This is a genomic window from Lysobacter korlensis (assembly GCF_042434515.1).
Genome location: NZ_JBHLTG010000004.1, coordinates 490,837 through 515,369 on the forward strand (window position 1 = coordinate 490,837; position 24,533 = coordinate 515,369).

17 protein-coding genes and 2 pseudogenes are annotated in these 24,533 nt (G+C 68.5%); 8 read left to right on the forward strand and 11 right to left on the reverse strand.

What is annotated here, in order from left to right:
* Positions 1–51 precede the first annotated feature (51 nt).
* The 5 genes from fis to ACFFGH_RS18690 form a co-directional block, all read right to left on the reverse strand.
* Positions 52–321 carry a DNA-binding transcriptional regulator Fis gene (gene fis, locus ACFFGH_RS18670; protein WP_386671025.1) on the reverse strand — a complete coding sequence of 90 codons (270 nt, stop codon included), beginning with the start codon at positions 319–321 and terminating at the stop codon, positions 52–54.
* Between the two features lie 126 nt (positions 322–447).
* Positions 448–939, reverse strand: a complete 492-nt coding sequence (locus ACFFGH_RS18675) for a DUF3426 domain-containing protein (RefSeq protein WP_386671027.1) — start codon at positions 937–939, stop codon at positions 448–450.
* A 486-nt stretch (positions 940–1,425) separates the two neighbouring features.
* Positions 1,426–2,346 carry a 50S ribosomal protein L11 methyltransferase gene (gene prmA, locus ACFFGH_RS18680; RefSeq protein ID WP_386671029.1) on the reverse strand — a complete coding sequence of 307 codons (921 nt, stop codon included), beginning with the start codon at positions 2,344–2,346 and terminating at the stop codon, positions 1,426–1,428.
* A 556-nt stretch (positions 2,347–2,902) separates the two neighbouring features.
* Entirely contained in the window at positions 2,903–4,312 is a 1,410-nt protein-coding gene (locus ACFFGH_RS18685; RefSeq protein WP_386671032.1) for a sigma-54-dependent transcriptional regulator, read from the reverse strand.
* A 122-nt stretch (positions 4,313–4,434) separates the two neighbouring features.
* Positions 4,435–6,042: a sensor histidine kinase gene (locus ACFFGH_RS18690; RefSeq protein WP_386671034.1), complete on the reverse strand. Its 1,608-nt coding sequence runs from the start codon at positions 6,040–6,042 to the stop codon at positions 4,435–4,437.
* Between the two features lie 264 nt (positions 6,043–6,306).
* Here ACFFGH_RS18690 and sucC point away from each other — a divergent pair, with 264 nt between their 5' ends.
* The 3 genes from sucC to ACFFGH_RS18705 all read left to right on the forward strand — a co-directional run bounded on the left by sucC (position 6,307) and on the right by ACFFGH_RS18705 (position 10,360).
* Positions 6,307–7,473: an ADP-forming succinate--CoA ligase subunit beta gene (sucC, locus tag ACFFGH_RS18695; protein ID WP_386671036.1), complete on the forward strand. Its 1,167-nt coding sequence runs from the start codon at positions 6,307–6,309 to the stop codon at positions 7,471–7,473.
* A gap of 12 nt (positions 7,474–7,485) precedes the next feature.
* Positions 7,486–8,361: a succinate--CoA ligase subunit alpha gene (gene sucD, locus ACFFGH_RS18700; RefSeq protein WP_386671038.1), complete on the forward strand. Its 876-nt coding sequence runs from the start codon at positions 7,486–7,488 to the stop codon at positions 8,359–8,361.
* Positions 8,362–8,725: 364 nt separating this feature from the next.
* The gene (locus ACFFGH_RS18705) at positions 8,726–10,360 is read left to right on the forward strand and encodes an NAD+ synthase (RefSeq protein ID WP_386671040.1); all 1,635 of its coding nucleotides are present in this window, start codon (positions 8,726–8,728) and stop codon (positions 10,358–10,360) included.
* A gap of 18 nt (positions 10,361–10,378) precedes the next feature.
* Here the strand turns inward: ACFFGH_RS18705 and ACFFGH_RS18710 are convergent, their stop codons facing one another.
* Both ACFFGH_RS18710 and ACFFGH_RS18715 read right to left on the reverse strand, forming a co-directional pair.
* Positions 10,379–11,221, reverse strand: a complete 843-nt coding sequence (locus ACFFGH_RS18710; protein WP_386671042.1) for a PhzF family protein — start codon at positions 11,219–11,221, stop codon at positions 10,379–10,381.
* A 139-nt stretch (positions 11,222–11,360) separates the two neighbouring features.
* Positions 11,361–12,245, reverse strand: a complete 885-nt coding sequence (locus ACFFGH_RS18715; protein ID WP_386671044.1) for an outer membrane protein assembly factor BamD — start codon at positions 12,243–12,245, stop codon at positions 11,361–11,363.
* 79 nt (positions 12,246–12,324) lie between these two features.
* Here ACFFGH_RS18715 and rluD point away from each other — a divergent pair, with 79 nt between their 5' ends.
* Positions 12,325–13,293 (forward strand): 23S rRNA pseudouridine(1911/1915/1917) synthase RluD, encoded by a 969-nt coding sequence (gene rluD / locus ACFFGH_RS18720; protein WP_386671046.1) that lies wholly within the window; start codon positions 12,325–12,327, stop codon positions 13,291–13,293.
* 3 nt (positions 13,294–13,296) lie between these two features.
* The gene (gene pgeF / locus ACFFGH_RS18725; protein WP_386671049.1) at positions 13,297–14,073 is read left to right on the forward strand and encodes a peptidoglycan editing factor PgeF; all 777 of its coding nucleotides are present in this window, start codon (positions 13,297–13,299) and stop codon (positions 14,071–14,073) included.
* 147 nt (positions 14,074–14,220) lie between these two features.
* Here the strand turns inward: pgeF and otsA are convergent.
* From otsA to otsB, 3 genes and pseudogenes are all read right to left on the reverse strand, one after another.
* Positions 14,221–15,585, reverse strand: a pseudogene (gene otsA, locus ACFFGH_RS18730) (alpha,alpha-trehalose-phosphate synthase (UDP-forming)); the annotation flags it as partial.
* A gap of 145 nt (positions 15,586–15,730) precedes the next feature.
* A complete protein-coding gene (locus ACFFGH_RS18735; RefSeq protein ID WP_386671051.1) occupies positions 15,731–17,509 on the reverse strand; it encodes a glycoside hydrolase family 15 protein in 1,779 nt (592 codons plus the stop codon).
* Positions 17,506–18,282 carry a trehalose-phosphatase gene (otsB, locus tag ACFFGH_RS18740; protein ID WP_386671053.1) on the reverse strand — a complete coding sequence of 259 codons (777 nt, stop codon included), beginning with the start codon at positions 18,280–18,282 and terminating at the stop codon, positions 17,506–17,508. The genes ACFFGH_RS18735 and otsB overlap by 4 nt, the downstream gene beginning before the upstream one ends.
* 210 nt (positions 18,283–18,492) lie before the next feature.
* Here otsB and clpB point away from each other — a divergent pair, with 210 nt between their 5' ends.
* Complete coding sequence (gene clpB, locus ACFFGH_RS18745; protein ID WP_386671055.1) at positions 18,493–21,078, forward strand: ATP-dependent chaperone ClpB; 2,586 nt, start codon at positions 18,493–18,495, stop codon at positions 21,076–21,078.
* Between the two features lie 180 nt (positions 21,079–21,258).
* On the opposite strand, the gene ACFFGH_RS18750 is transcribed toward clpB, so the two are convergent.
* Positions 21,259–21,993 carry an NAD-dependent deacylase gene (locus ACFFGH_RS18750; protein ID WP_386671057.1) on the reverse strand — a complete coding sequence of 245 codons (735 nt, stop codon included), beginning with the start codon at positions 21,991–21,993 and terminating at the stop codon, positions 21,259–21,261.
* 438 nt (positions 21,994–22,431) lie between these two features.
* On the opposite strand from ACFFGH_RS18750, the gene cbiB reads away from it, so the two are divergent.
* Both cbiB and cobD read left to right on the forward strand, forming a co-directional pair.
* Positions 22,432–23,352, forward strand: a complete 921-nt coding sequence (gene cbiB / locus ACFFGH_RS18755; RefSeq protein WP_386671060.1) for an adenosylcobinamide-phosphate synthase CbiB — start codon at positions 22,432–22,434, stop codon at positions 23,350–23,352.
* Positions 23,352–24,326: pseudogene (gene cobD / locus ACFFGH_RS18760) on the forward strand (threonine-phosphate decarboxylase CobD); the annotation flags it as partial. The gene cbiB and the pseudogene cobD, both read left to right, overlap by 1 nt.
* Between the last annotated feature and the right edge of the window lie 207 nt (positions 24,327–24,533).

Sequence of the window (24,533 nt, forward strand, 5' to 3'; positions counted from 1 at the left end):
GCTCGCTTGGGGAGACGAGAAGCGAAGCGGCGCAGTGCCGCCTGCGAAGGCTCAGGCCAGCCCGTACTCGCGCAGCTTCTTGCGCAGCGTTGCGCGATGGATGCCGAGCATCGTTGCGGCCCGGCTCTGGTTGCCGTCGCAATGCTGCAGCACTTCGGCAAACAGCGGAATCTCGAGTTCGCGCAGCGCGACCTCGTAGAGGTTCGCGGTGTCGCAGCCGTTGAGGTCGCGCAGGTAGCGCCGGACCGACGTCGCGACATGGTCGCGCAGCGGCACGCGCGACGCGGAGCGGGATTCGGATCGTTCGACGGCGGTGCTCAAGCGGAGTCCCCGGATAACGCGGCTCGAAGACCGCCGCGGCTGGCACGACGGGGAGGGGAGTCTAGCCCGCGCCTGTCGCCACGGACAACGCGACAGGGGACGCCGGTCCCAGAACCGCGACGACGCTCAGCGGAAATCGAACGCGAACGCGACGACGCCCGGTCCCGGCTCGAGCACGTCGAGCTGGACGCTGGCCGCTTGCCCGGGTTCAAGTACGCCGGTCGTTCCCCCGGCGTACTCGTGCGGTGCGAATGCGCGCGTGCCCAGCGGTGCACCGTCCACGTCGGACAGGGTCAGCATCAGCGTCGGCCATGGCTGTGGCCAGCGCGCATCGTTGCGGAAGCTCGCCCGCGCGGTCAGCACCCCCGGCGCGCCCGGTTTGGGCTGCACGTTGCGGTCGAGCATGGTGAACGCGGACGGCTCGCGCCACGCCGGCACGTTGCAGCCGAGCGCGCCGCACAGCGCCTCGACGGTCGGCCGCCATTGCGGTTGCGCCGCGAGTACGTCGCGCTGGGCGAGCACGAGCTGCAGCGCGAGTACCAGCGCGAGCGCAGCGCTTGCGAGGTACAGCGGCCACTCGCGCGGGCGTGAGGTCGCGGCCGGTTCGCGACGCCGCACGAAGCTTGGAGCGTGGCCCGAGCCTGTACGCGCCGGTGCCCCGGGAGCTGACTCAGGAGCTGACTCGGGCGATGACGCCCGGCGCGGTGGCGGCCGGCCGGCATCGTTGGGCGACGCCTCGCGCTGCTGTGCAGCGGGCTGCGTAACGTCGCGGTTGGGCACGACGCTCGGGGCCGCAGCCTGCGGAGCATCTTCGTGCGGGCGCGCCATGATCGGTGGCGCCGCGATCCGCGCAGTGGGCTCACGCAAAGACTCCGCGAACGCCGCCCTGTCGCGCGTGCCTCCGGCGCCGGGCGGGTTGCGGTCATCTGACCCGGGTCGGGCAGCGCCCGTCGATTCGACGACGATTCCATAGCCGCAGCGCGGGCAGTGCTGCTCGGTCGCGCCGCTTTTCGGCACGACGAGGGCAACGAGGAAACCGCAGTTGGGGCAGGACTGGAGCATGCGCCAAGTGTAAGCGGGGCATGCGAACCCGCGGTCGTGACGTCAGTCGCGACGGCGACCGCTGACGCGCATCCAGTCCTCGAGCTGATCGGCCTGCAGATCGTCGAACCACTGCGCGTAGCGCGCGATCACTTCGTCTTCCTGACCGGCGAGGATGCCCGACAGCGCGATATGTCCGCCCGGCGCGACGCGCGAGGCGAGCGTGTCGGCCAGTGCGACCAGCGCCGAGGCGAGGATATTGGCGACCACGACCGGATATGTGTGCACCGGCTCGTCGGACGGCGCGAAGACGGCAAGCCGGTCGGCCACACCGTTGCGCTCGGCGTTGTCGTGCGTCGCTGTCAGCGCCTGCGGGTCGTTGTCGACACCAACCGCGCGTTTCGCTCCGAGCTTGAGCGCCGCCAGCGCGAGGATGCCGGACCCGCAGCCGAAATCGAGCACGTCGGCCTGGTCGAGCACGCCTTCGCGCGCGAGGCCATCAAGCCACTGCAGGCACAGCGCCGTGGTCGGATGCGTGCCCGAGCCGAACGCGAGGCCCGGGTCCAGACGCACGACTGCCGCATCGGCCGCATCCGCGCCTTCGGGCAGGTCGTGGTTCCACGGCACGATCCAGGTGCGCTCACCGAAGCGCAGTGGCTCGTACTGATCCATCCAGGCCCGCTCCCAGTCCTGGTCGGCGACGTCGCGGAACTGCGCGCGCGACCAGTCCAGCCCGTCATCGACCGCGGCGAGCGCATGCAGCAGCAGCGCCTGCGGCGTTTCTGCGGGAAACAGCGCCGTCAGCAGCAGCTCGCCCCACAGCGGCGTCTCGCCGACGCCGGGCTCGAAGATCGCCTGCTCGTCGGGCGCGTCGGCGTGCGCATCGGCCAGCACGACCGCAAGCGCCCCCACATCCTCGAGCGCACGCTCGTAGCGCGGCTGCTCGCGCTCGGTGCAGGGAACGGTGATTTCGAGGAACGGCATGGGCGCGGCCTGGACGACGGGGCGGCCATTATCGGTGAGACCGGCTGGGGCGTGATCGATGCCGGGGCGTCGCCCCGGAAAACTGTCCGACTACAACCGGTCGTCACCGCGCCGAGGCGAAAGCGACAGTCGTCGAGGTCGAGGTCGAGGTCGACGTTGCTGTTGCCGTTGCTTGAACGCCCGACCAACGGTAGACCCGGAGGGCGCTCGGCAGGACGCCGAGCGTTTTTCGACTGGGCAGGAAGCCCTGTCGAAAAATCCCGGTGCAAGCTTCCGACGACGTCGAGGGTTTTGACGTCACGAGAAAATGCCCTTTCTCTTGGTTACTTCTCTTTGGGCAAGCAAAGAGAAGTAACTCGCCGTCAGGCGAAAGCAGTTGCTCTTGCCTTCAACAACAGCATAGGCAACGCCCGAATCCCGGAGCCCGGGGCAACGAAGAAACAGAGCGAAGACGCTGGGCGAACAGTCACCCACCCATCAGATGCACAGGCGCGAGAGCGCGTACGAAACCGAAGAACCCCGCCGCGCAGACAGCCCGCGCCAGCCGCCTGCCGCCTCAATCAATCCCGAGCTTCTTGAGCTTGTACCGCAGCGCCCGGAACGTAATGCCCAGCGCCGCCGCAGTACGGGTCTTGTTGTAGCGGTTTTCCTGCAGCGCATGCTGGATCGCCGCGCGCTCGATCTCCTCGATGTACGACGGCAACGCGCTGGTCGCCGTGTCGCGTGGATCGAGCGTGCGCGGGTCGATGCCCGCGGCCGGCGAGATCGACGCGGTCGGGCCGGGCGCAGCACTCGCCTGTGCGCTGGGTACGCGCGGCAGGCTCAGGTCGTCGACGCCGATCACTTCGCCGTCGGCCAGCGCCAGCGAGCGTTCGAGAATGTTCTCGAGCTCACGCACGTTGCCCGGGAACGGATAGGCACGCAGCGCCTCGACCGCGTCCGCGCTCAGCGACGGCGGCGTGCGGCCCTGCGCCTCGGACAACCGCGCAAGCACATTCGCCGACAGCCCCGGCAAGTCGTCGAGCCGCTCGCGCAGCGGCGGCACGCGCAGCTCGATGACGTTGATTCGATAGTAGAGGTCGTGACGGAATCGGCCGTCGGCGATCAGCGCGCCAAGGTCCTTGTGCGTGGCCGACAGGATGCGCACGTCGACATTGATTTCGCTGTTCGCACCGACCGGGCGGATCGATTTTTCCTGGATCGCGCGCAGCAGCTTGACCTGCATCGGCAGCGGCAGCTCGGCGACCTCATCCAGGAACAGCGTGCCGCCGTCGGCGGCCTGGAACAGGCCAGGCTTGTCGGTATGCGCGCCGGTGAAGCTGCCCTTCTTGTGGCCGAAGAACTCGCTTTCCATCAGCTCGGCCGGGATCGCGCCACAGTTGACCGGCACGAACGGCCCGGCCGCGCGACCGCTTTCGGCGTGGATCGTGCGCGCGACGAGTTCCTTGCCGACGCCGGATTCGCCCGCGATGTAGACCGGCGCCTGGCTGCGCGCGACCTTCGTGACGGTCTGGCGCAGCGATGCCATCGCCGGTGAGTGCCCGTACAGACGCGTGGCGACCGCGTCGGTCGCGACCGGCGCGTTGCGGCGCTTTTCATGCAGCTCGAGCGCGTGGCGCACGAGGTCACGCAGTACCGCCAGGTCGACGGGTTTGGCGACGAAATCGAATGCGCCGGCCTTCAATGCCTCGACCGCGGCCTCGACGTTGCCGAACGCGGTGATCATCGCGACCGGCGTGTTCGGGCACTTCGCGGTGATCTCGGCAATGACCTCAAGGCCGGTGCCATCGGGCAGGCGCATGTCGGTCAGGCACAGGTCGTAGCGGTTGCGCGCCAGCTGGTTGCGGGCGTCGGCGACGCTCGAGGCGGTATCGCACCGCAGCCCCATGCGGCCGAGCGTCATCACGAGCAGCTCGCGGATATCGCGCTCGTCGTCGACTACCAATGCACTGCGATTGTCTGCCATTGCGGCTCTCGTCCCCTGCCCATCGCGCACGATAGCCCAAGCGGTCGGTGCGGCCAACGTCGCAATGTGACCGCGCGCGGCGATCTGCGGCCGCTGGCACGGTTTGGGCGGCCGCGTGGGACTCAGCCCCCCTCGCGCTTGCCGTGCAGGCTGACCCGGAAACAACCGCCACCGGCCGGAAGCGGCACGTAGTCGAGCCGGGCCTGGTTCGCGCGGCAGAGCTCGCGGGCGATGTACAGCCCCAGCCCGGTGCCGTGTGGCGAGGTGGTGAAGAACGGTCGGAACAAGCGCACGGCCACCGCGTCCGGAATGCCCGGGCCCCGGTCGCGCACCTCGACCATCGGTGCGCCGTACGCGTCCAGCTGCACATGCACCGCAACTTGCGCCGGCTCGCCGGGCATGCGGCCGTAGTTGAGCGCATTGCTGACCAGCACGGTCAGCACCTGGTGCAGCTGGCGTGGGTCGACCAGCGCGGACAGCTCGCGCACGCTGCCGGTCGCGCGCAGCATGTCGTGCTCGATCGGGTGGCTGGCGAGGTAGTCGTCGACGAAGCGGCGCGCGAAGCCGACCAGTTCCACGTGCTCCGGCTTGGCCGGCTCGCGCCGCGCGAGGCCAAGCACGTTCTCGACAATGCCGTTCATGCGCTGGCACTGCTGGTGGACGATTTCCAGCAGGCGGCGATCGGCGGGGCGGATGTCGTCGGACTCCTCGAGCAGCTGCACGGCGTAGCTGATCGCCGCCAGCGGGTTGCGGATCTCGTGCGCGAGGCTGGCCGAGAAGCGGCCCAGCGTCGCCAGCGTCATCGATTCCGCGCGGCGGCTCGCAAGCGACGTGTCGTCGAGGAAGATCAGGGTCTGATCGCTGCCGGCCAGCAGGCGCGCGAAACGCGGCACCACGTCGGGCAGGTTCGCGCCCAGCGGCAGCGGCGTGTCGTCGGGCTTGCCGTCGGTGCGCCACTGCTCCAGCCGGCGCGCCAGCTCAGGCATCGCGATCGCGAGTTCGCGGTAGCCCTGCGCATCGTCGACTTCGCCGAGCAGCAGGCTGGCCGCTTCGTTCGCAAGCCGCAGCCGGCCGAGGCCGTCCACGAGCAGCACGCCGGTGCGCAGCCGGCGGATGATCAGTTCGTTGATCTCGGCCAGGTGCGAGGCCTCCGCGCCGCGTCGTTCGGCCAGCTCGTAGCTCTCGCGCATCTGGCGGCCGAGCAGGCTCATGAGCGTGGCGATCGCCGCGTAGCCGACCGCGAACATGATCGGTTCCGCACGTGGCCTGCCGACGTCTTCGCCAAGGCCCACGCCCCATGCGTATTCGCCGACGATCGCCGCGATCGCCACGGCCGCGGCACCCAGGCCGAATGCCGGCCGCAGCAGCAGCGCCGCCGCGCCGACGTTGAACATCAACATCAGCGCGATGCCGACACCGACCGCTGGCACCGCATGCATCGACAGCACGCCGAAGAACACGTCGCTCGCGATGCCGGCCATGGTCATCGCCCGCGGATCGCCGCGACGGCCGAACGCGAGCAGCAGCACTGAAATGAACGCGTATGCGATCGCGAGCGCACGCGCGAACAACTCGTGGCGCGGTTCGGCGATCAGTGTCGCCACCGGACCGAACAGCACGAGCACCAGCAGCGTGGCTTCGAACAGGCGGTACAGATTGAAAAGCCGCAGTTCGCGGCGCAGCACGCGGTCGGCCTCGGAGACCTCGACGGGGGCGATCTGGAGCGGCAAACGGGCATCCTGCACGGCGGGCTCGGCGCGAGTATAGGCACGGCCCGCCGCGATCCGCGGCGATCGCATCACGAGCATACGGCGCCTCGCCAACGTCGCTGCCGCCAATGGCCGGATGTTGCCCGACCGGTCCGCATCGGCGCGATTTTTGCCCGGACCAGCGCGATCGGCGACAATGCGGGCCCTCGCGCGCGGCCGGCACGGTGATTTCGTGTCTCCGGCCACTCGACTGCGCGGGCCTCTTTCATCTCCCCTCGGTGACGCATGAATTTTCACGAATACCAGGCAAAGCAGCTGTTTGCCGAATACGGCATCGCGGTGCCGACCGGGCGCGTCGCGCGCACTCCCGAAGAGGCCGTTGCGGCCGCGAAGGCGATCCCGGGCGACCTGTGGGTGGTCAAGGCGCAGATCCATGCCGGTGGCCGCGGCAAGGCCGGCGGCGTCAAGCTCGCCAGGTCGTATGACGAGGTCAAGCAGTACGCCCAGGCGATGCTCGGCACGAAGATGGCCACCTACCAGACCGCCGGCGTCGAGCTTCCGATCGACACCGTGCTGATCTCCGAAGGCACGGACATCGCGAAGGAGCTGTACCTGTCGGTGCTCGTCGATCGCTCGACGAAGTCGGTGACGTTCATCGCGTCGGCCGAAGGCGGCATGGACATCGAGCAGGTCGCGGCTGAAAAGCCCGAAGCGATCGAGACGCTCAACGTGAACTACGTGCAGGGCCTGCAGCCGTACGAGTGCCGCAACCTCGGCTTCGCGCTCGGCCTCGACGCTAAGCAGGTCGGCCAGCTCACCAAGATCATGACGGGCCTGTACAAGCTCTTCATGGAAAAGGACCTCGCGCTGGTCGAACTCAACCCGCTCGCGATCCTCACCAATGGCAGCCTCGCCGTGCTCGACGGCAAGGTCGATTCCGACGACAACGCGAGCTTCCGTCATCCGGAACTCGTCGCGATGCGCGACATCCGCCAGGAAGACGAGACCGAGGTGCTGGCCAGCCAGCACGACCTCAACTACGTCACGATGGACGGCAACATCGGTTGCATGGTCAACGGCGCGGGTCTGGCGATGGCGACGATGGACGTCATCAAGCTTGAAGGCGGCGAGCCGGCGAACTTCCTCGACGTCGGCGGCGGCGCGACCAAGGAGCGCGTGACCGAGGCGTTCAAGCTGATCCTCAGCTCGGACAAGGTCAAGGCGATCTTCGTCAACATCTTCGGCGGCATCGTCCGCTGCGACATGATCGCCGAGGGCATCATCGCGGCGGTCAAGGAAGTCGACGTCAAGGTGCCGGTGATCGTGCGCCTGGAAGGCACGAACGTCGAAGCCGGCAAGGAGCTTCTGAAGAACTCCGGCCTGGCGATCACGCCGGCCGACGACATCAACGATGGCGCGAAGAAGGCGGTTGCCGCCGTCTCCGGCCAGTAAGGAACGCTCACCATGTCCGTTTTGATCAACAAGAACACGAAGGTGCTGGTGCAGGGCTTCACCGGCTCGCAGGGCACCTTCCACGCCGAGCAGATGCTCGAATACGGCACCCAGGTCGTCGGTGGCGTTACGCCGGGCAAGGGCGGCACGAAGCACCTCGGCCTGCCGGTGTTCAACACGATGGCCGAAGCCGTTGCTGAAACCGGTGCCGATGCGTCCGTCATCTACGTGCCGCCGCCGTTCGCGGCCGACGCGATCCTCGAGGCGGCCGATGCCGGCATCAGGGTCATCGTCTGCATCACCGAAGGCATCCCGGTGCTCGACATGCTGCGCGTGAAGAACGTGCTGGCCACCTACGCGGACGTCGTGCTCGTCGGTCCGAACTGCCCGGGCGTGATCACGCCGGGCGAGTGCAAGATCGGCATCATGCCGGGCCACATCCACATGCCGGGCAAGGTCGGCATCGTGTCGCGCTCGGGCACGCTGACGTATGAAGCGGTCAAACAGACCACCGACGTGGGCCTGGGCCAGTCGACCTGCATCGGCATCGGCGGCGACCCGATCAACGGCACGAACTTCATCGACGCGCTGCGCTGGTTCCAGGACGATCCGCAGACCGAAGGCATCATCATGGTCGGCGAAATCGGCGGCAGCGCCGAGGAAGAGGCCGCCGATTTCATCCGTGAGTACGTGACCAAGCCGGTCGTCGGCTTCATTGCCGGTGCATCGGCGCCGAAGGGCAAGCGCATGGGCCACGCCGGCGCGATCGCGTCGGGCGGCTCGGGCACGGCCGAAGGCAAGTTCGCGGCGATGGAAGCGGCCGGCGTCACCACGGTGAAGTCGCCCGGCGACCTGGGCGCGGCGATCGCGAAGCGCCTGGCGAAGTAACGCCAGCGCTGGCGACCGCCGACTGTGCAAAAAGGCCACCTCCGGGTGGCCTTTTTGTTGGGCTGCGCAGGCCATAGCCTTCACTGATGCTCCCACTGACGAGCTGTGTTGCGCATGAGCATTTGACCTGCTCGCACACGCTTGCGTTTCCGCGGGCGGGAATGAAGGCAGGCAGGGCCCGCACAGGGAAACGGAAGTTCCGGTAGGCGAGGTCGCACCGCTACCGGCTACCGCGCCGCGAGATTCTGGAACAATGACGCGCTCGTACAGACCGATGCCGTGCTCGTCGTAGTCATCGACGGGCGGTAACGGACGGTCTGCTTAGATCGCGATTCCCGCAGGGACATACCGGAGGCCGCTGGCCATGACGAAACCGCTCCGCCTTGCGCTTGCGCAGTTCGACTTTCCTGTGGGTGCGGTCGAAGCGAATGCCGAGCGCATCACGGCCATGATCGAGCACGCGCGCGACGAATACGGCGCGGATCTGGTGGTGTTTCCGGAGCTTGCGATCAGCGGCTATCCGCCCGAGGACCTGCTGTTCCGGCCGTCATTCCTCGCCGATTGCGCCGCGGCGCTGCAGCGTATCGCCAGCCGCGTGCGCGGCATTGTCGCGGTCGTCGGCTGGCCGCAGAGCGTGGGCAGCATCGTCTACAACGCGGCAAGCGTGCTGCGCGATGGCCAGATCGAGCAGACCTACCGCAAGCGCGAGTTGCCGAACTACGCGGTGTTCGACGAGCGGCGCTATTTCGATGTCGACCCCGATCGCGAGAACTGCGTGTTCGAGGTGGCCGGGGTCCAGGTCGGCCTGCTGATCTGCGAAGACCTCTGGTTCGCCGAGCCGCTGGCCGAAACCGTCGAGGCGGGCGCGGCACTCGTGGTGGTGCCGAACGCGTCGCCGTTCGAGCACGACAAGCACGTCCAGCGCGACACGCTGCTCGCGCAGCGCACGCGCGAGACCGGTGCGGCGATCGTCTACCTCAACATGGTCGGCGGGCAGGACGCGGTGGTCTTCGATGGCGCGTCGGTGGTCGCCGATGGCGACGGGACCGTGCATCCGGCGGCGGCCGCATTCGCCGAGCAATGGCTCGTGCTCGAGTTCGACGCTGAAACCCGGCGTTTCGCGCCGCTGCAATGGGTCGAGGACGGCGACGAGAGCCGCGACGCGCTGGCCTGGCGCGCGGTGGTGCGCGGTACGCGCGATTACTGCCGCAAGAACGGCTTCGACAAGGTCTGGCTCGGGCTGTCCGGCGGTATCGATTCGGCGCTCGTGCTCGCGATCGCGGTCGATGCGCTCGGCGCCGAGAACGTCACCGCCGTGCGCATGCCGTCGCGCTACACCGCTGACCTGTCGAACGACCTCGCCGCCGAGCAGTGCGAAACCCAGGGCGTAAGGCTGCTGACGCTGCCGATCGAAAAACCGTTTCAGGGTTTTCTCGATGCGCTGTCGGAGACGTTCGCGGGCCGGCCCGTCGACATCGCCGAGGAAAACCTGCAGTCGCGCACGCGCGGCGCGCTGATGATGGCGCTGAGCAACAAGTTCGGCGGACTGCTGCTGACGACCGGCAACAAGAGCGAGTACGCGGTCGGTTACGCGACAATCTACGGCGACATGGCCGGCGGTTACGCGCCGCTGAAGGATCTGTACAAGACCGAGGTGTATTCGCTTGCGCGCTGGCGCAACACGGTGGGCGATGTGGTAATCCCGCGCGGCGTGATCGAGCGGCCGCCATCGGCGGAGCTGCGCGAGAACCAGAAGGACCAGGACTCGCTGCCGCCGTACGACGTGCTCGACGCGATCCTGCTGCGCCATGTCGACCTCGAGCAGTCGAGCGAGGAGATCATCGCGGCCGGCTTCGATCGCGAGACCGTCGAGCGCATCGTGCGGCTGGTGCGCATCAGCGAATGGAAACGCCACCAGGCCGCGCCGGGCCCGAAGATCTCGCGTCGTGCATTCGGCCGCGAGCGGCGCTATCCGATCACGAACAGCTACCGCGCCTGAGGTGACCCGGCATCGGGCTCAGGTGGCAATCGCGACGGCGTTGCCGCTGACCCGGATGCCGCCTTGGGCAGGAATCGTGACGGTCAATTCGCTGGGCCGGCCCATGTCGGCGCCTTGCAGCAGCTCGACGGTGGCAGGCGGGCGCACGAGCCCGAGTTCACGCAGGTAGGCACCGAACGCGGCAGCCGCAGCGCCGGTCGCCGGGTCTTCGACCACGCCGCCGACAGGGAACGGGTTACGCACGTGGTAGCAGGAATCGGATTCGCGCCATACGAGCGCGACCGTCGTCAGCTCGTGCGCGAGCATGAGTTCGCGCAGCGGTTCGAACGCGTAATCGAGCTGTGCAAGCCGCTCACGCGAGTGCGTGGCCAGAATCAGGTGGCGCGCGCCGGCGAAGCCGATACGCGCTGGCAGTGCCGGGTCGAGATCACCGGGCTGCCAATGCAGCGCGCCGAGGGCGGCCGCGACGAGTGCATCCAGCGCTTCGCTCACCTCCGGAGACACGCTGGTCAATGTGGCGCGCGCCCCGGATGCGTCGCGCGCGGTCTCGACGCGGACCTCGCCCGCGCGCGTCATGAAGCGCAGTTCGCCATCGTGGCCCCGGTCCGCGAGCGCGACCGCGCTTGCGATCGTCGCGTGGCCGCAGAACGGCACTTCGGCTTCGGGGCTGAAGTAACGCACCTCGAAGGCCTGCGGACCCTGCGGGCGCAGAAACGCCGTTTCCGAATAGCCAAGCTCACGCGCGATGCGCTGCATCGCGTCCGCATCCAGTGACGAGGCGTCCGGCACCACGCCGGCCGGGTTGCCGCCCATCGGGTCGCGACTGAACGCGGTGTAGCGAAGAATCTCCGGCATTGCCATCGCGCGATCCCTGCGTGGAAAACGCCAGTCTAACGGCGCCACCGACCGCGGCTGTTGCGGATGCAGGGCGCTTCGTGTGGCGCGCCCACGCAAAAACGCCGCCCGGAGGCGGCGTCGATGCTTTCGGTCGCTGCAGGAGTCAGTCGTTGTCGAGCGCCGACTTCTCGCCCGCGAACGGGTTGAGCTTGCGCAGGTTGCTCGGGTAGTCCGGCCAGTCGCCTGCGAGGTAGGGGTGGTTCGGTGCGAGCTGCTGCAGCTGGTTGCGGGCGCTGGTGGCGAGCGCTTCGTTGCCGAGCCCGGTGTACGCGGCGGCCAGCGTCGCGACCGCATCGGCCTGGTGCTCGCTTTGCGGATAGGTGTCGAGCAGGTAGCGCGCGCGCTCGGCGGCGGCGACGTAGGCATCGCGGCGCAGGTAGTACAGCGCGGTCTCCAGCTCGTGGCGCGCGAACATGTTGCGCAGCTTTGCCATGCGTTCGCGTGCGTCCGCCGCGTAGCGGCTGTTCGGGTAGCGCTCGGTGACGATCGTGAAGTCGTTGTACGCCTGCATCGGCGTGGCGAGGTCGCGGCGGCTCGCGTCGAGGCTCCAGACCTTCTGCAGGAACACCGCATCGCGCGTGGAATTGACCAGCCCGCGCAGGTAGTACAGGTACGCGATGTTGCGGTGGGTCGGGTAGGTGCGGATGAAGCGGTCGATGCTGCTGATCGCCTCCTCGTGCTTGCCGGCCTTGTACTGCGCGTAGGCCGTCTCGATCAGGGCCTGCTCGGTGTACGGGCCGTACGGGTACTGGGCCACGAGGCGCTTGAAGCTCTGCTCGGCGCCCGACCAGTTGCCGTTCTTCATCGAACGGCTGGCCTTTTCGTAGATCGCCTCGACCGGCTGGCCTTCGTCGGCGTCCTCGTCCTTGAACATCTTGCCGAAGCGGGCGCAGCCGCTACTGCCGACCGCAATGAGCACTGCCAGCAGGACGCTGGTGCGAAGGACGGCGCCGGAACGGGCCGGACGCTGGATGGAACGATCGGTCATGGCGGCTCGACAGGCACCAAAGGCACAGACCGCCGATAATAGCAGTCCCCGGGGCAGCGCCCTGAATCGTGCTTGTCCGATGTCCGACGCGCCGCTCCACGCCACCGTTCCCGACTCCAGTGCCGGCCGCCGCTTCGATGCGGTGCTGGCGGAGCTGTTCCCTGATTACTCGCGATCGCGCCTGTCGGCGTGGATCAAGTCGGGCGATGCGCGCCTGGACGGACGCGAGGTGCGCCCGCGCGATCCGGTGCGCGGCGGCGAGGCCGTCACGCTCAATGTCGTGCTCCAGGTGCAGACGCATTCGGAAGCCGAGGACATCGCACTCGACGTGCTGTTCGAGGACGAGCAGGTCATCGTCATCAACAAGCCGCCGGGCCTGGTCGTGCACCCGGGTGCCGGCAACCCGGCCGGCACGCTGGTCAATGCCCTGCTGCACCGCGACCCGTCGCTCAACGCATTGCCGCGTGCGGGCATCGTGCACCGCCTCGACAAGGACACCTCGGGCGTGATGGTCGTGGCGCGCACGCTGCCGGCGCACACCGCGCTGGTCGAGCAGCTATCGGCGCGCGGCGTGCACCGGCAGTACCTGGCCGTCGTCGTCGGCGCGCTGGTGTCGGGCGGCACGGCGAACGCGCCGATCGACCGCCATCCGCGCGACCGCATCCGCATGGCCGTGCGCGAGGACGGGCGCGAGGCGGTCACGCATTTCCGGCTGCGCGAGCGCTTCCGCGCACACACGCTGCTCGAATGCCGGCTCGAGACCGGACGCACGCACCAGATCCGCGTGCACATGCAGCACCTCAAGCACCCGATCGTCGGCGACCCGCTGTACGGCGGCCCGCTGAAGCTGCCGCGTGGCGCGACGCCGGAACTCATCGAGTCGCTGCGCGGATTCCGCCGCCAGGCCCTGCATGCCGAGACGCTGGAGTTCGCGCATCCGGTCAGTGGCGATCCGGTGCGCTGCACGGCGCCGGTGCCGGATGACATGCAGCAACTCGTCGCCGTGCTGCGCGCCGACAGCCGCGCGGCGGCCGAATCGGGACGCTGAGCCGTGGAGCAGGCGCCCTGGCTGACCGCGGACTGGCCGGCGCCATCGCGCGTCCGCGCGTTCACGACGCTGCGCTACGGCGCCGGTCGGTCGCAGTCGCCATTCGATGCGTTCAACCTCGGCAACCGCTATGCGGCCGACGGTGATCAGCCCGATACGGTCGAGCGCAACCGCGCAGGTTTGATGGCGCTTGCGCAGCTGCCGGGGCGGCCGCACTGGCTTCGCCAGGTGCACGGGACCGATGTGCAGCGGATCGAAGCCGGCAGCGCAGGGCATGGCGATGTCGAGCCCGAAGCCGATGCCGCAGTCACGGCCGTGCCGGGCGAAGTGCTGGCGATCCTGACCGCCGATTGCCTGCCGGTGCTGTTCTGCTCACGCGACGGCAGCGAGGTCGCGGCCGCGCATGCGGGTTGGCGTGGCCTCGCGACAGGCGTTCTCGAAGCGACGCTGGACGCGATGTCGACGCCGGCGTCGCAGGTGATCGCATGGCTCGGCCCGGCAGCCGGCCCGCAGCAGTACGAAGTCGGGCATGAGGTGTACGACGCATTCGTCGCGCCGGACTGGGGCGCGGGCGCGGCGTTCGTCAGCACGCGGCCGCTGCACTGGCGGGTGGACCTGTATGCGCTCGCGCGGCGGCGGCTGGCGGCCGCAGGGCTGGCGAACGATGCGATCCACGGCGGCGGGCTGTGCACGATCTCCGAGCCGCAGCGGTTCTTCTCGCACCGCCGCGACCGGCGCACCGGTCGCATGGCCTCGCTGATCTGGATCGGGCCGCAATAACGGGGCTGCGCGCGGTGTCGTTCAGGCCGGCGGTGGATGCGCCCCGTCTTCGATGCGTGCCCGGCGCGGCGGCAGCGCGCTGATATCCACCTCGGCGGACGTGCGCCGCCGCCGCTCGCCGCCGTCGGGCTTGGCCGCGGCCGGGTCGGACTCGCGCAGCGCGCGCAGGAAATTACGCCGCCACGCCGTGATGTCATGCGTGCGCAGCCGCTTCATCATCGTCTGCCAGCGCTCCTGCCGCTCGCCGAGCGGCATCTGCACCGCAGTGGCGATCGCATCGGCAACGCCCTGGTTGTCATAGGGATTCACGATCAGCGCGCCGTCGAGCTCGCGCGCCGCACCGGCGAATGCCGACAGCAGCAACACGCCGGGGTCGCCCGGGTCCTGCGCGGCGACGAACTCCTTCGCGACCAGGTTCATGCCGTCGCGCAGCGGCGTGACCAGGCCGATGCGCGCCAGCCGGTAGAAGCCCGTCAGCGTCGGATGCGGGTAGTTGCGGTTGACGTAGCGCATCGGCGTCCAGTCCGGCTCGGCATAGGTGCCGTTGATGTGGCCGGTCAGCCGTTCCAGCTCGTGCCGCAGCGTCTGGTATTCGGCCACGTCACCGCGCGAAACCGGTGCAATCTGCAGATAGGTCAGCCGCCCGCGCTGTTCGCGGTAGCGTTCGAGATAGTCGGCGTACGAGCGGAAGCGCTCGGGGATGCCTTTGGAGTAGTCCAGCCGGTCGACGCCGATCGCGAGGTGCCGCCCGGACAAGCTGTCGTTCAAACGCCGCACGCTGGCCTTACCGAACCCGTCGGCGGCGAGCTGGGCGATACGCGCGGTGTCGATGCTGATCGGGAACGCGCCCGCGCACAGCCGTTTGCCGTGCTCGGTCTCGAGCAGGCCGTACTTCATCACGCGGCCGCGGCCGTACAGGCGCACGTAGTCCTGGAAGCGCTCGAGATCGCGCTCGGTCTGGAAGCCGATCAGGTCATACGAGGACAGGCCCTCGAACAGGCGCAGATGCCCCGGCAGTGCTGCGAGCAGGTCCGACGAGGGCATCGGCACATGCAGGAAGAAACCGAGCTTGCACTTGATGCCGCGCTCGCGCAGCAGCTTGCCGAGCGGAATCAGGTGGTAGTCGTGGATCCAGACGACGTCGTCCGCACGGAGCAGTGGCGCGAGCTTTTCGGCAAACAGTTCGTTGACGCGCAGATAGCCGTCATAGGTTTCGCGGCTGTAGTCGACGAGATCGACACGGAAGTGCAGCAGCGGCCATAACGTGCGGTTCGCGAAGCCGTTGTAGTAGTTCGCGTGGTCCTGCTCGGACAGATCGATCGTGACGTACTGGATGCTGTGCGCTTCCTGCATGCGCACTTCGCCCGAAACCTCCGGATCGATGCGCCCGCTCCAGCCGAACCACATGCCCCCCGTTTCCTCGAGCGCGGCCTGCAGCGCCACCGCCAGCCCGCCGGCGCGGGGCTCGTCAGGCAGGGCAACGCGGTTGGATACGATGACGAGACGGCTCATGGGGCTGTGCTCCTGTAGCGGATCGAGCCGTCGTCCTGACGGCAGCGGCGATGACTCCGGGTGATACGGCGCCCGCCGGCAATGCGGCGGGGCGGGTCATGGATGGGGCGATGTACGGATGGAATGGATGCCGGTGCGGCCCTCCTCACGTCGCGTCCTGCCAGGGCCGGCTCAGGCGCATGGCGGCGGTGATCAGGCCCACATGGGAATACGTCTGGGGGAAGTTGCCCCAGGGTTCGTTGTCCTCGAACGCCAGATCCTCCGACAGCAGGCCCAGCGGATTGCGCTTGGCGAGCACCGATTCGAACAGCTCGCGCGCCTCATCGCAGCGGCCGATCGAGGCCAGCGCATCGATGTACCAGAACGTGCAGATCGTGAAGCTGGTCTCCGGTGCGCCGAAATCATCGGGCGCGACATAACGGAATAGTGCATCGCCGCGGCGCAGGTCCTGGCCGATCGCGTCGACGGTCGCGATGTAGCGCGGGTCCTCGGGCGTGACGAAGCCGGTGTCGGCCAGCAGCAGCAGCGACGCATCGAGCCGGTGGCCGCCGAATGCATCGACGAAATGGCCGCGCTCGGGATCGAAGCTCTCGGCAACGATGTGCTCGTGCATGCGGTCCGCGCGTTCGCGCCAGAACTGTGCGCGGTCATCGACGCCGATATGCGCGGCGATCTTCGCAAGCCGGTCGCAGGCGGCCCAGCACATCACCGCCGAGTACGTGTGCGTCTCGGCGCGGCCGCGGAATTCCCACAGGCCCGCGTCGGGGCGCGCATAGAGCTCGAATGCACGTTCACCGACCGGCTCGAGCCGCGTGAACATCGACAGCGGATCGGGATGGTCGAGGCGGCGGTCGAAGAACAGCTGCGTCGAGGCGAGCACGACGCTGCCGTACACGTCGTGCTGCTTCTGCAGCCAGGCGAGGTTGCCGCGGCGCACCGGGCCCATGCCGCGATAGCCGGACAGCGATTCCACCTCGTCCTCGGCGAGCTCGGTCTCGAACGCGATGCCGTACAGCGGCTGCAGCAATCCGTCCGGCGTGGCGAGGTTCGACACGTAGCGCAGGTATTCCTCCATCGTGCGCGTCGCGCCGAGGCGGTTGAGTGCGCGCACAACGAATGCCGCGTCACGCAGCCAGCAGTAGCGGTAGTCCCAGTTGCGCACCGTGTGCGGCGCTTCGGGGATCGAGGTCGTCATCGCCGCGATGATCGCGCCCGTCTCGTCGTACTGGCAGAGCTTGAGCGTGATCGCGCTGCGGATCACCGCGTCCTGCCATTCCAGCGGGATCGACAGCGTGCGCACCCAGTTGCGCCAGTAGCCGATCGTGAGCTCCTCGGCGCGGCGCACGAACGAGGTGACCGATTCGGTCATCGACTCGTCCGGGCCGAGCACGAGGTGGAGGTCCTGGCTGAGCACGAACGGCACACCCTCGCGGATCATGCGCACCGGCGCGTCGGTGGTCAGTCGCAGCGTGAAGCCGGAGACCAGGTAGCGGACGTGGTTGCTGCCCCAGGTCATCTCGGGCACGCATTCGCCGTAGTTGCTCAAAGGACGCAGCACGACGCGGATGCGCGGCTGCCCTGCAAGCGCGCGGACACGGCGCACGAACATCACAGGCCGGAAAAAGCGGTCGAACTGGTACCAGCGCGGCGCGAAATCGGTGATCTCGACCGCGCCACCATGCGCGTCGCGCAGCACCGTGCGCAGCACCGCGGTGTTCGGAAGGTACGCCTGCTCGGACGACACCATGTCCTGCAGCTCGATCGCCCAGTCGCCGCCGGCGTGGTGGCGCGGCGACAGCAGCGCGCAGAACGTCGGATCGCCATCGAACGCGGGCACGCAGCCCCAGACGAAGCGGCCGGTCTCGTCGATGAGGGCGGCGACGGTACCGTTGCCGATGACGCCGAGGTTGAGGCTTGAGGTCATGCAGTCGCTTCCTTCTTCGACAGACGGGTGGCTGCGTTGAGCAGCCAGGCGCGCAGGGCGGTCGGGGTTTCGATGCAGAAGCCGGCAGCGGTCGGCGTGCGCGTGCCGACCAGTACCGCGATGCCGCCGAGGTCGTTGACGGCTTCGAATCCGTGCTCATCGGTCAGGTCGTCGCCGATGAACACCGGGGTGCGGCCGCGGAAGCGGTCGGTTTCGAGCAGGTGGCGGATCGCGCCGCCCTTGTCGAAGCCGTCCGGTCGCAGCTCGAGCACGTGGTTGCCCGGTTGCATGCGGTAATGCGGCAGCGTGGCGAGCGCCGATTCGGCAAGCGCTTCGAATTCAGGCGCTGCGGCCGAGGCACCGGACGCGCGCCAGTGGAACGCGAGCGTCGCGCCCTTGTCTTCGACGAGCGCGCCAGGGTGGCGGGCGGCGATCGCCTCGCCCTGCTGACGGATCTCGTCCAGCCCGGGCGGTGGCGGTGCGGATTCAACGGTCGCGCCGGGCGTCTCGCGCAGCTGCAGCCCATGCAGGCCAGCGCCAGGCAGGCGCAACGGCGAGAACAGGTCGTCGAGCTGCTGCAGCGACCGCCCGCTCACGAGCGCGAGCGCACCGTCGAGCGCATCCCGCAGGCCCGAGAGCGCATCGACCAGGTCGTCCGGCACATGCACCGCATCAGGCGTGGCAGCGAAGTCGAGCAGGCTGCCGTCGACGTCCAGGAAAAGCGCCCAGTCGGTAGACAGGGCAGGTGGTGCAGGTAAATGGGTATGCATCATGAACACAATTGTGAACGGGCAGATGTAAGCACCGGGTGGACGGACCCTTCGGGTGCGGTTTTTCGCGGCATTTGCGAGGCCGCTCGGTGGCGGCGAAGGCACGGTGGCGCCGTCGCTGTCGACGCACGGTGGAGCCTTTAAAACACGCGCGAGAAACCGCATCTCACCGCCATCGCGGGGGCGGCCCGCCACTGATTCGAGGATCACGACATGCGGATGGACAAGCTCACATCGCGCTTCCAGCAGGCGCTCAGCGACGCGCAGTCGCTGGCCGTCGGGCGCGACCACAATCTGATCGAGCCCGTGCACCTGCTCGCGGCGCTGGTCGACCAGCAGGGCGGCAGCACGCGCCCGCTGCTCGCCCAGGCCGGCGTCAACGTGCCGTTGCTGCGCGAACGCCTCGGCGAGGCGCTCGACAGGCTGCCGAAGGTCTCCGGCCAGGCCGGCTCGGTCTCGGCCGGCAACGACCTGGCGCGGCTGCTCAACGTGACCGACAAGCTTGCGCAGCAGCGCGGTGATGCGTTCATCGCATCCGAGCTGTTTGTGCTGGCGGCGCTCGACGACGAGGGCGATGCGGGCCGTGCGCTGAAGGCCGCAGTCGCCACGAAACCGAAGATCGAAGCCGCGATCGACAAGGTGCGCGGCGGCGAGAAGGTGCAGGACGAGAACGCGGAAGACCAGCGCCAGGCGCTGGAGAAGTTCACGATCGATCTCACCGCGCGCGCCGAGAGCGGCAAGCTCGATCCGGTGATCGGTCGCGACGAGGAAATTCGCCGCACGATCCAGGTGCTGCAGCGCCGCACGAAGAACAATCCGGTGCTCATCGGCGAGCCCGGCGTGGGCAAGACCGCGATTGCCGAAGGCCTCGCGCAGCGCATCGTCAACGGCGAGGTGCCTGAAGGCATCCGCGGCAAGCGCGTGCTTTCGCTGGACATGGGCGCGTTGATCGCCGGTGCGAAGTTCCGCGGTGAATTCGAAGAGCGCCTCAAGGGCGTGCTCAACGATCTGGCGAAGAACGAAGGGCAGGTGATCCTGTTCATCGACGAGCTGCACACGATGGTCGGTGCCGGCAAGGCGGAAGGCGCGATGGATGCGGGCAACATGCTCAAGCCCGCGCTCGCGCGCGGCGAGCTGCACTGCATCGGCGCGACCACGCTCGACGAGTACCGCAAGTACGTCGAGAAGGACGCCGCGCTCGAGCGCCGGTTCCAGAAGGTGTTCGTTGGAGAGCCGAGCGTGGAAGACACGATCGCGATCCTGCGTGGCCTCAAGGAACGCTACGCGGTGCACCACGGCGTCGAGATCACCGATCCGGCAATCGTCGCCGCGGCCACGCTCAGCAACCGCTACATCGCCGACCGCCAGCTGCCCGACAAGGCGATCGACCTGATGGATGAAGCGGCCAGCCGCATCCGTATGGAGATCGACTCGAAACCGGAGGAACTCGACCGCAAGGAGCGCCGGCTGATCCAGCTCAAAATCCAGCGCGAGGCGCTGAAAAAGGAGAAGGACGCGGAGTCCAAGCAGCGCCTTGCGGACCTGCAGAGCGAGATCGACACGCTCGAGCGCGAGTTCAACGATCTCGAGGAAGTGTGGAAGGCCGAGAAGGCGAGCGTGCAGGGCACAACGAAGATCAAGGAGCAGATCGAGGCCGCACGCATCGAGCTGGAGGCTGCGCAGCGCCACCAGGACTACGCGAAGATGAGCGAGATCCAGTACGGGCGCATCCCCGAACTGGAAAAGCAGCTTGCCGCGGCGCAGGAGGCGGAAACAAAGGGCTTCACGCTGCTGCAGGATAAGGTCACCGCCGAGGAGATCGCCGAGGTCGTCTCGCGCTGGACCGGCATTCCGGTCAGCAAGATGCTCGAGGGCGAGCGCGAGAAGCTGCTGAACATGGAGGCGGCGCTGCATTCGCGCGTGGTCGGTCAGGACGAGGCGATCAAGGTCGTGTCCGATGCGGTGCGTCGCTCGCGCGCGGGTCTGTCCGATCCCGACCGGCCGTCGGGTTCATTCCTGTTCCTCGGCCCGACCGGCGTCGGCAAGACCGAGCTGTGCAAGGCACTCGCCGAGTTCCTGTTCGACTCGCAGGACGCGATGATCCGCATCGACATGAGCGAGTTCATGGAAAAGCACGCGGTGAGCCGCCTCGTCGGCGCGCCTCCGGGTTATGTCGGCTACGAGGAGGGCGGTTATCTCACCGAAGCCGTTCGGCGGCGGCCGTACAGCGTGATCCTGCTCGACGAGGTCGAGAAAGCGCACCCGGACGTGTTCAACATCCTGCTGCAGGTGCTCGATGACGGGCGCCTCACCGATGGGCAGGGCCGCACGGTCGATTTCCGCAATACGGTCATCGTGATGACGAGCAACCTCGGCAGCCAGATGATCCAGGAGATGGGCGGCGAAGACTCACCGGAGGCCTACATGCAGATGAAGGCGGCGGTGATGGGCGTGGTGCAGGCGCACTTCCGGCCGGAGTTCATCAACCGGCTCGACGACATCGTCGTGTTCCATCCGCTGGACAAGTCGCAGATCCGTGAGATCGCGAAGATTCAGCTGCGCGGGCTCGACAAGCGCCTGGCCGAGCGCGGTCTGAAGCTGGAGCTGTCGGACCAGGCGCTGGCGTTGATCGGCAACGTCGGCTTCGACCCGGTCTACGGTGCGCGGCCGCTCAAGCGGGCGATCCAGCAGCAGCTCGAAAACCCGCTCGCGCAGCGCATCCTGTCGGGTGAGTTCGCCAGTGGCGAGACCGTCCGCGTGGAGGCCGAGGGCGGTCACCTGGTGTTTACGAAGGGCTGACCGAAGCTGATTCTGCTGGTGTGCACGGGCGCGGCGATTACGCGCCCGTGTTGTTTTGGGCGATGGCCGGCGTTGTTTACCTAGCGGGTAGGCTGAGTGTCGAGCGCGCGATGGGACGCTGGCCGCTACGTCTGCAGCGCCCCGACGTTGCTGCTCCGACGCAGCGCCGAAAGCGCGGAATCAGGCGTTGTCGAGTTCGTCGAGCAGACGCGTCAGCCCCGTGCTTGCCGGCAACGCCCAGAACGCGTCCACCTCCGGCGTGATTGCGCTCGGTTGCGGGTTGATCTCAAGCACTGGTTTGCCGAGTGCGCGCGCGAGTGACGGCAGCGATGCGGCCGGCTGCACGAGCCCGGACGTGCCCACGACGATGACCCGATCGCAGCGCGCGAGCGCGTCCTGCGCGTACTCCCATTCGGCCTGCGGCAGCGCTTCGCCGAACCAGACCACGTCCGGTCGGAACTGCCCGCCGCAGACCTCGCACCGGGGCGGCGCCTCGCGCTCGCCTTCGCGGCTGCTGGGCGGGTCGAGTGTGATCGGGTCGGGATCGCGCCGGGCGCCGCAGTCGATGCACCTTGAGCGCAGCAGCTTGCCGTGCAGATGCACGACGTTCCGGTTACCCGCGCGTTCGTGCAGGTCGTCGACGTTCTGGGTGATCACGTCGACCTTGAAACCGCGGCGCTCGATCGTGGCGATCGCATCGTGGCCGGCATGCGGCTGCACGTCGAGCAGCTGCGCGGCGCGCCAGCGGTACCAGCCCCAGACCAGCTCGGGATCGCGACGGAATGCGGCAGGCGTTGCGAGCGCCTCGGCATCGAAGCGCGACCACAGGCCCGTCAGCGCGTCACGGAACGTCGGCACGCCGCTTTCGGCGGACATGCCGGCGCCGGTCAAAAACACGAGATGCGGTTTGTCCATGTGGCCAGTGAAGCAGGCCGGCCGCGGCGGTGACGCGAAAGCGAGCGTGCGCGCGGGGCGCCGGTTGACCTTGCGGAGAGCCGGCCGTGGCCGCCACAGCATGAGCGCGCGATCCCCGGCCACGCATGGGCTCGATCGGCACCTCGGGACGGCCCGCCACTACAATCAGCGCGGCCGGAGCGACATTCCAATCGCGCGCGACCGGCACGCGAATTGATCCGCCCGCGAGGTCCGAGTGAGCCAACCGCTGCCGAATGAACCCTGTCGCTCGCCGGGCGCCAGGATCGACATGCCCGCGCCAGCGTCGCCGCGGTTCCGGTCGGGCTCGGCCGGACAGGCGCTCTACCGGACTAGCTGCGAGGCGGGTCGGTGGGGCGCGGGTGTCGCGGGCCTGTGCTTCCGATCCAGCCCGGACGCCAGCTTCGTGTCGCGTCGGCCGTGACGACCGCTCTCGTGGCCCTCGTGGCCGTTCTGCTGGATGCATGGCTCGGCGAGCCGCGTCGCGCGCATCCACTGGTCGCGTTCGGACGCGCCGTGCGCGCGCTCGAAGCGCGCCTGCATGGCGATCGCCGCATCAGTGGCGTGATCGCGTGGTCGCTGGCGGTGCTGCCGCTGACACTGCTCACTGCGCTGGTGATGAACGCCGCACATGATCGTTCGCCGAGCTTCGCAGCGGCGCTGTCGGCGGCTGTGCTGTATCTCGCGATCGGCCACCGCAGCCTGCACGACCATGCGCGTCCGGTCGCCGATGCGCTTGCCGCAGGCCGGCTCGACGACGCGCGTGCTGCGGTCGGGCGCATGGTCAGCCGTGATACCGGCGCGCTCGACGCGTCGCAGGTCGCGGCCGCGGCGACCGAATCCGTGCTCGAGAACGGCAACGATGCGGTATTCGCAGCGCTGTTCTGGTTCGCGTTGCTGGGTGCGCCGGGCGCGGTGCTGTACCGGCTTGCGAACACGCTCGACGCGATGTGGGGCTATCGCACGCCGCGCTACGAGCGCTTCGGCTGGGCCGCGGCGCGCCTCGACGACGTACTCAACTGGGTGCCGGCTCGATTGACTGCGATGACTTACGCGCTGCTCGGGCAGACCGCGCGTGCGCTGCGTTGCTGGCGCCTGCAGGCACCGCTGTGGGACAGCCCGAACGCGGGACCGGTGATGGCCGCCGGGGCCGGCGCGATCGGTACCCGGCTCGGCGGCGCGGCGCCGTATCACGGCGTCTGGGAAGAGCGGCCCACGCTCGGCGAAGGGGCGCCTGCGGATGAGGACAGCGTGCGACGCGCACTGGCGCTGGTGCGCGGCGGCGTCACGCTGTGGGTGGTGCTCGGCCTGCTGGTGGCCGGCGCGAGGGCGGTCGCATGATGCTCGAGCACGGCGGACGCCTGCTGCGCGCGGCGCGGCGCTACGGCATTCCCGCGCAGCACTGGTTGGATCTCTCCACCGGCGTAAGCCCGTTTCCATGGCCGGTGCCGCCGGTGCCGGCGAGCGCCTGGCACCGCCTGCCCGAAGACGATGACGGCCTGGTCGAAGCCGCGCAGGCGTACTACGGCGCACCACACCTGCTGCCGGTCGCCGGATCGCAGGCCGCAATCCAGGCACTGCCAGAACTCCGTGGCCGCTGCCGCGCAGGCGTGCTGTCGCCGGGGTATGCCGAGCACGCGCACGCTTGGCGCCGCGCCGGACACGAGGTCACGCTTGCGAGCGCGGCGGAACTGCTCACCGATCACGCGCGCTTCGATGTCATCGCGCTGATCCATCCGAACAACCCGGCCGGCGACACATTCGAGCCCGCACAGCTTCTGCAGCTCGCCGACGCGCTTGCAAAGCGCGGGGGCTGGCTTATCGTCGACGAGGCGTTCATTGACGCGACGCCGGAACGCAGCCTCGCGCATGTCAGCGACCGTGGCGGGTTGGTGGTGCTGCGGTCGGTCGGCAAGTTCTTCGGCATGGCCGGCGCACGCGCGGGCTTTGTCTGTGCATCGCCCGGCGTGCTGGAGCCGCTGCGCCAGCGACTGGGGCCTTGGACGTTGCCAGGCCCGACGCGCCATGCGCTACGCCAGGCGTTCGCCGACCGTGCATGGCAGGAAGAGGCGCGCGTTCGATTGCACGAATCGAGCGCGCGGCTGGCAGCGGTGCTCACGCGCCATGGGCTGGCACCGAGTGCAGGCTCGGCGTTCTTCCAGTGGCGGCTCGAGCCGCGCGCGCAGGTCGTGCATGAAGCGCTCGCGCAGCGCGGCATCCTGACGCGGCTGTTCGAACAACCGGCCAGCCTGCGCTTCGGCCTGCCGGCGAACGAGGCCGAGCTTGCGCGGCTGGATGCGGCGTTGGCGGAATTGGACGCCGAGGGCGTTCTTGCCATGACGCGGAGCGCATCGCCGGTTGCCGACAGTGCCGGTCCTATCGCGACTTCCGCAACAGAAGGTGCGGACGAGAGCCTGCCTGCATCACTGCGACGCGACGCAGTCGGTGATTCTTCGACAGCAGCACAAGCGCGGGTCCACGAGGACGCCAGCCGTGATCGCTCGCGCGCGGATGAACGCCCG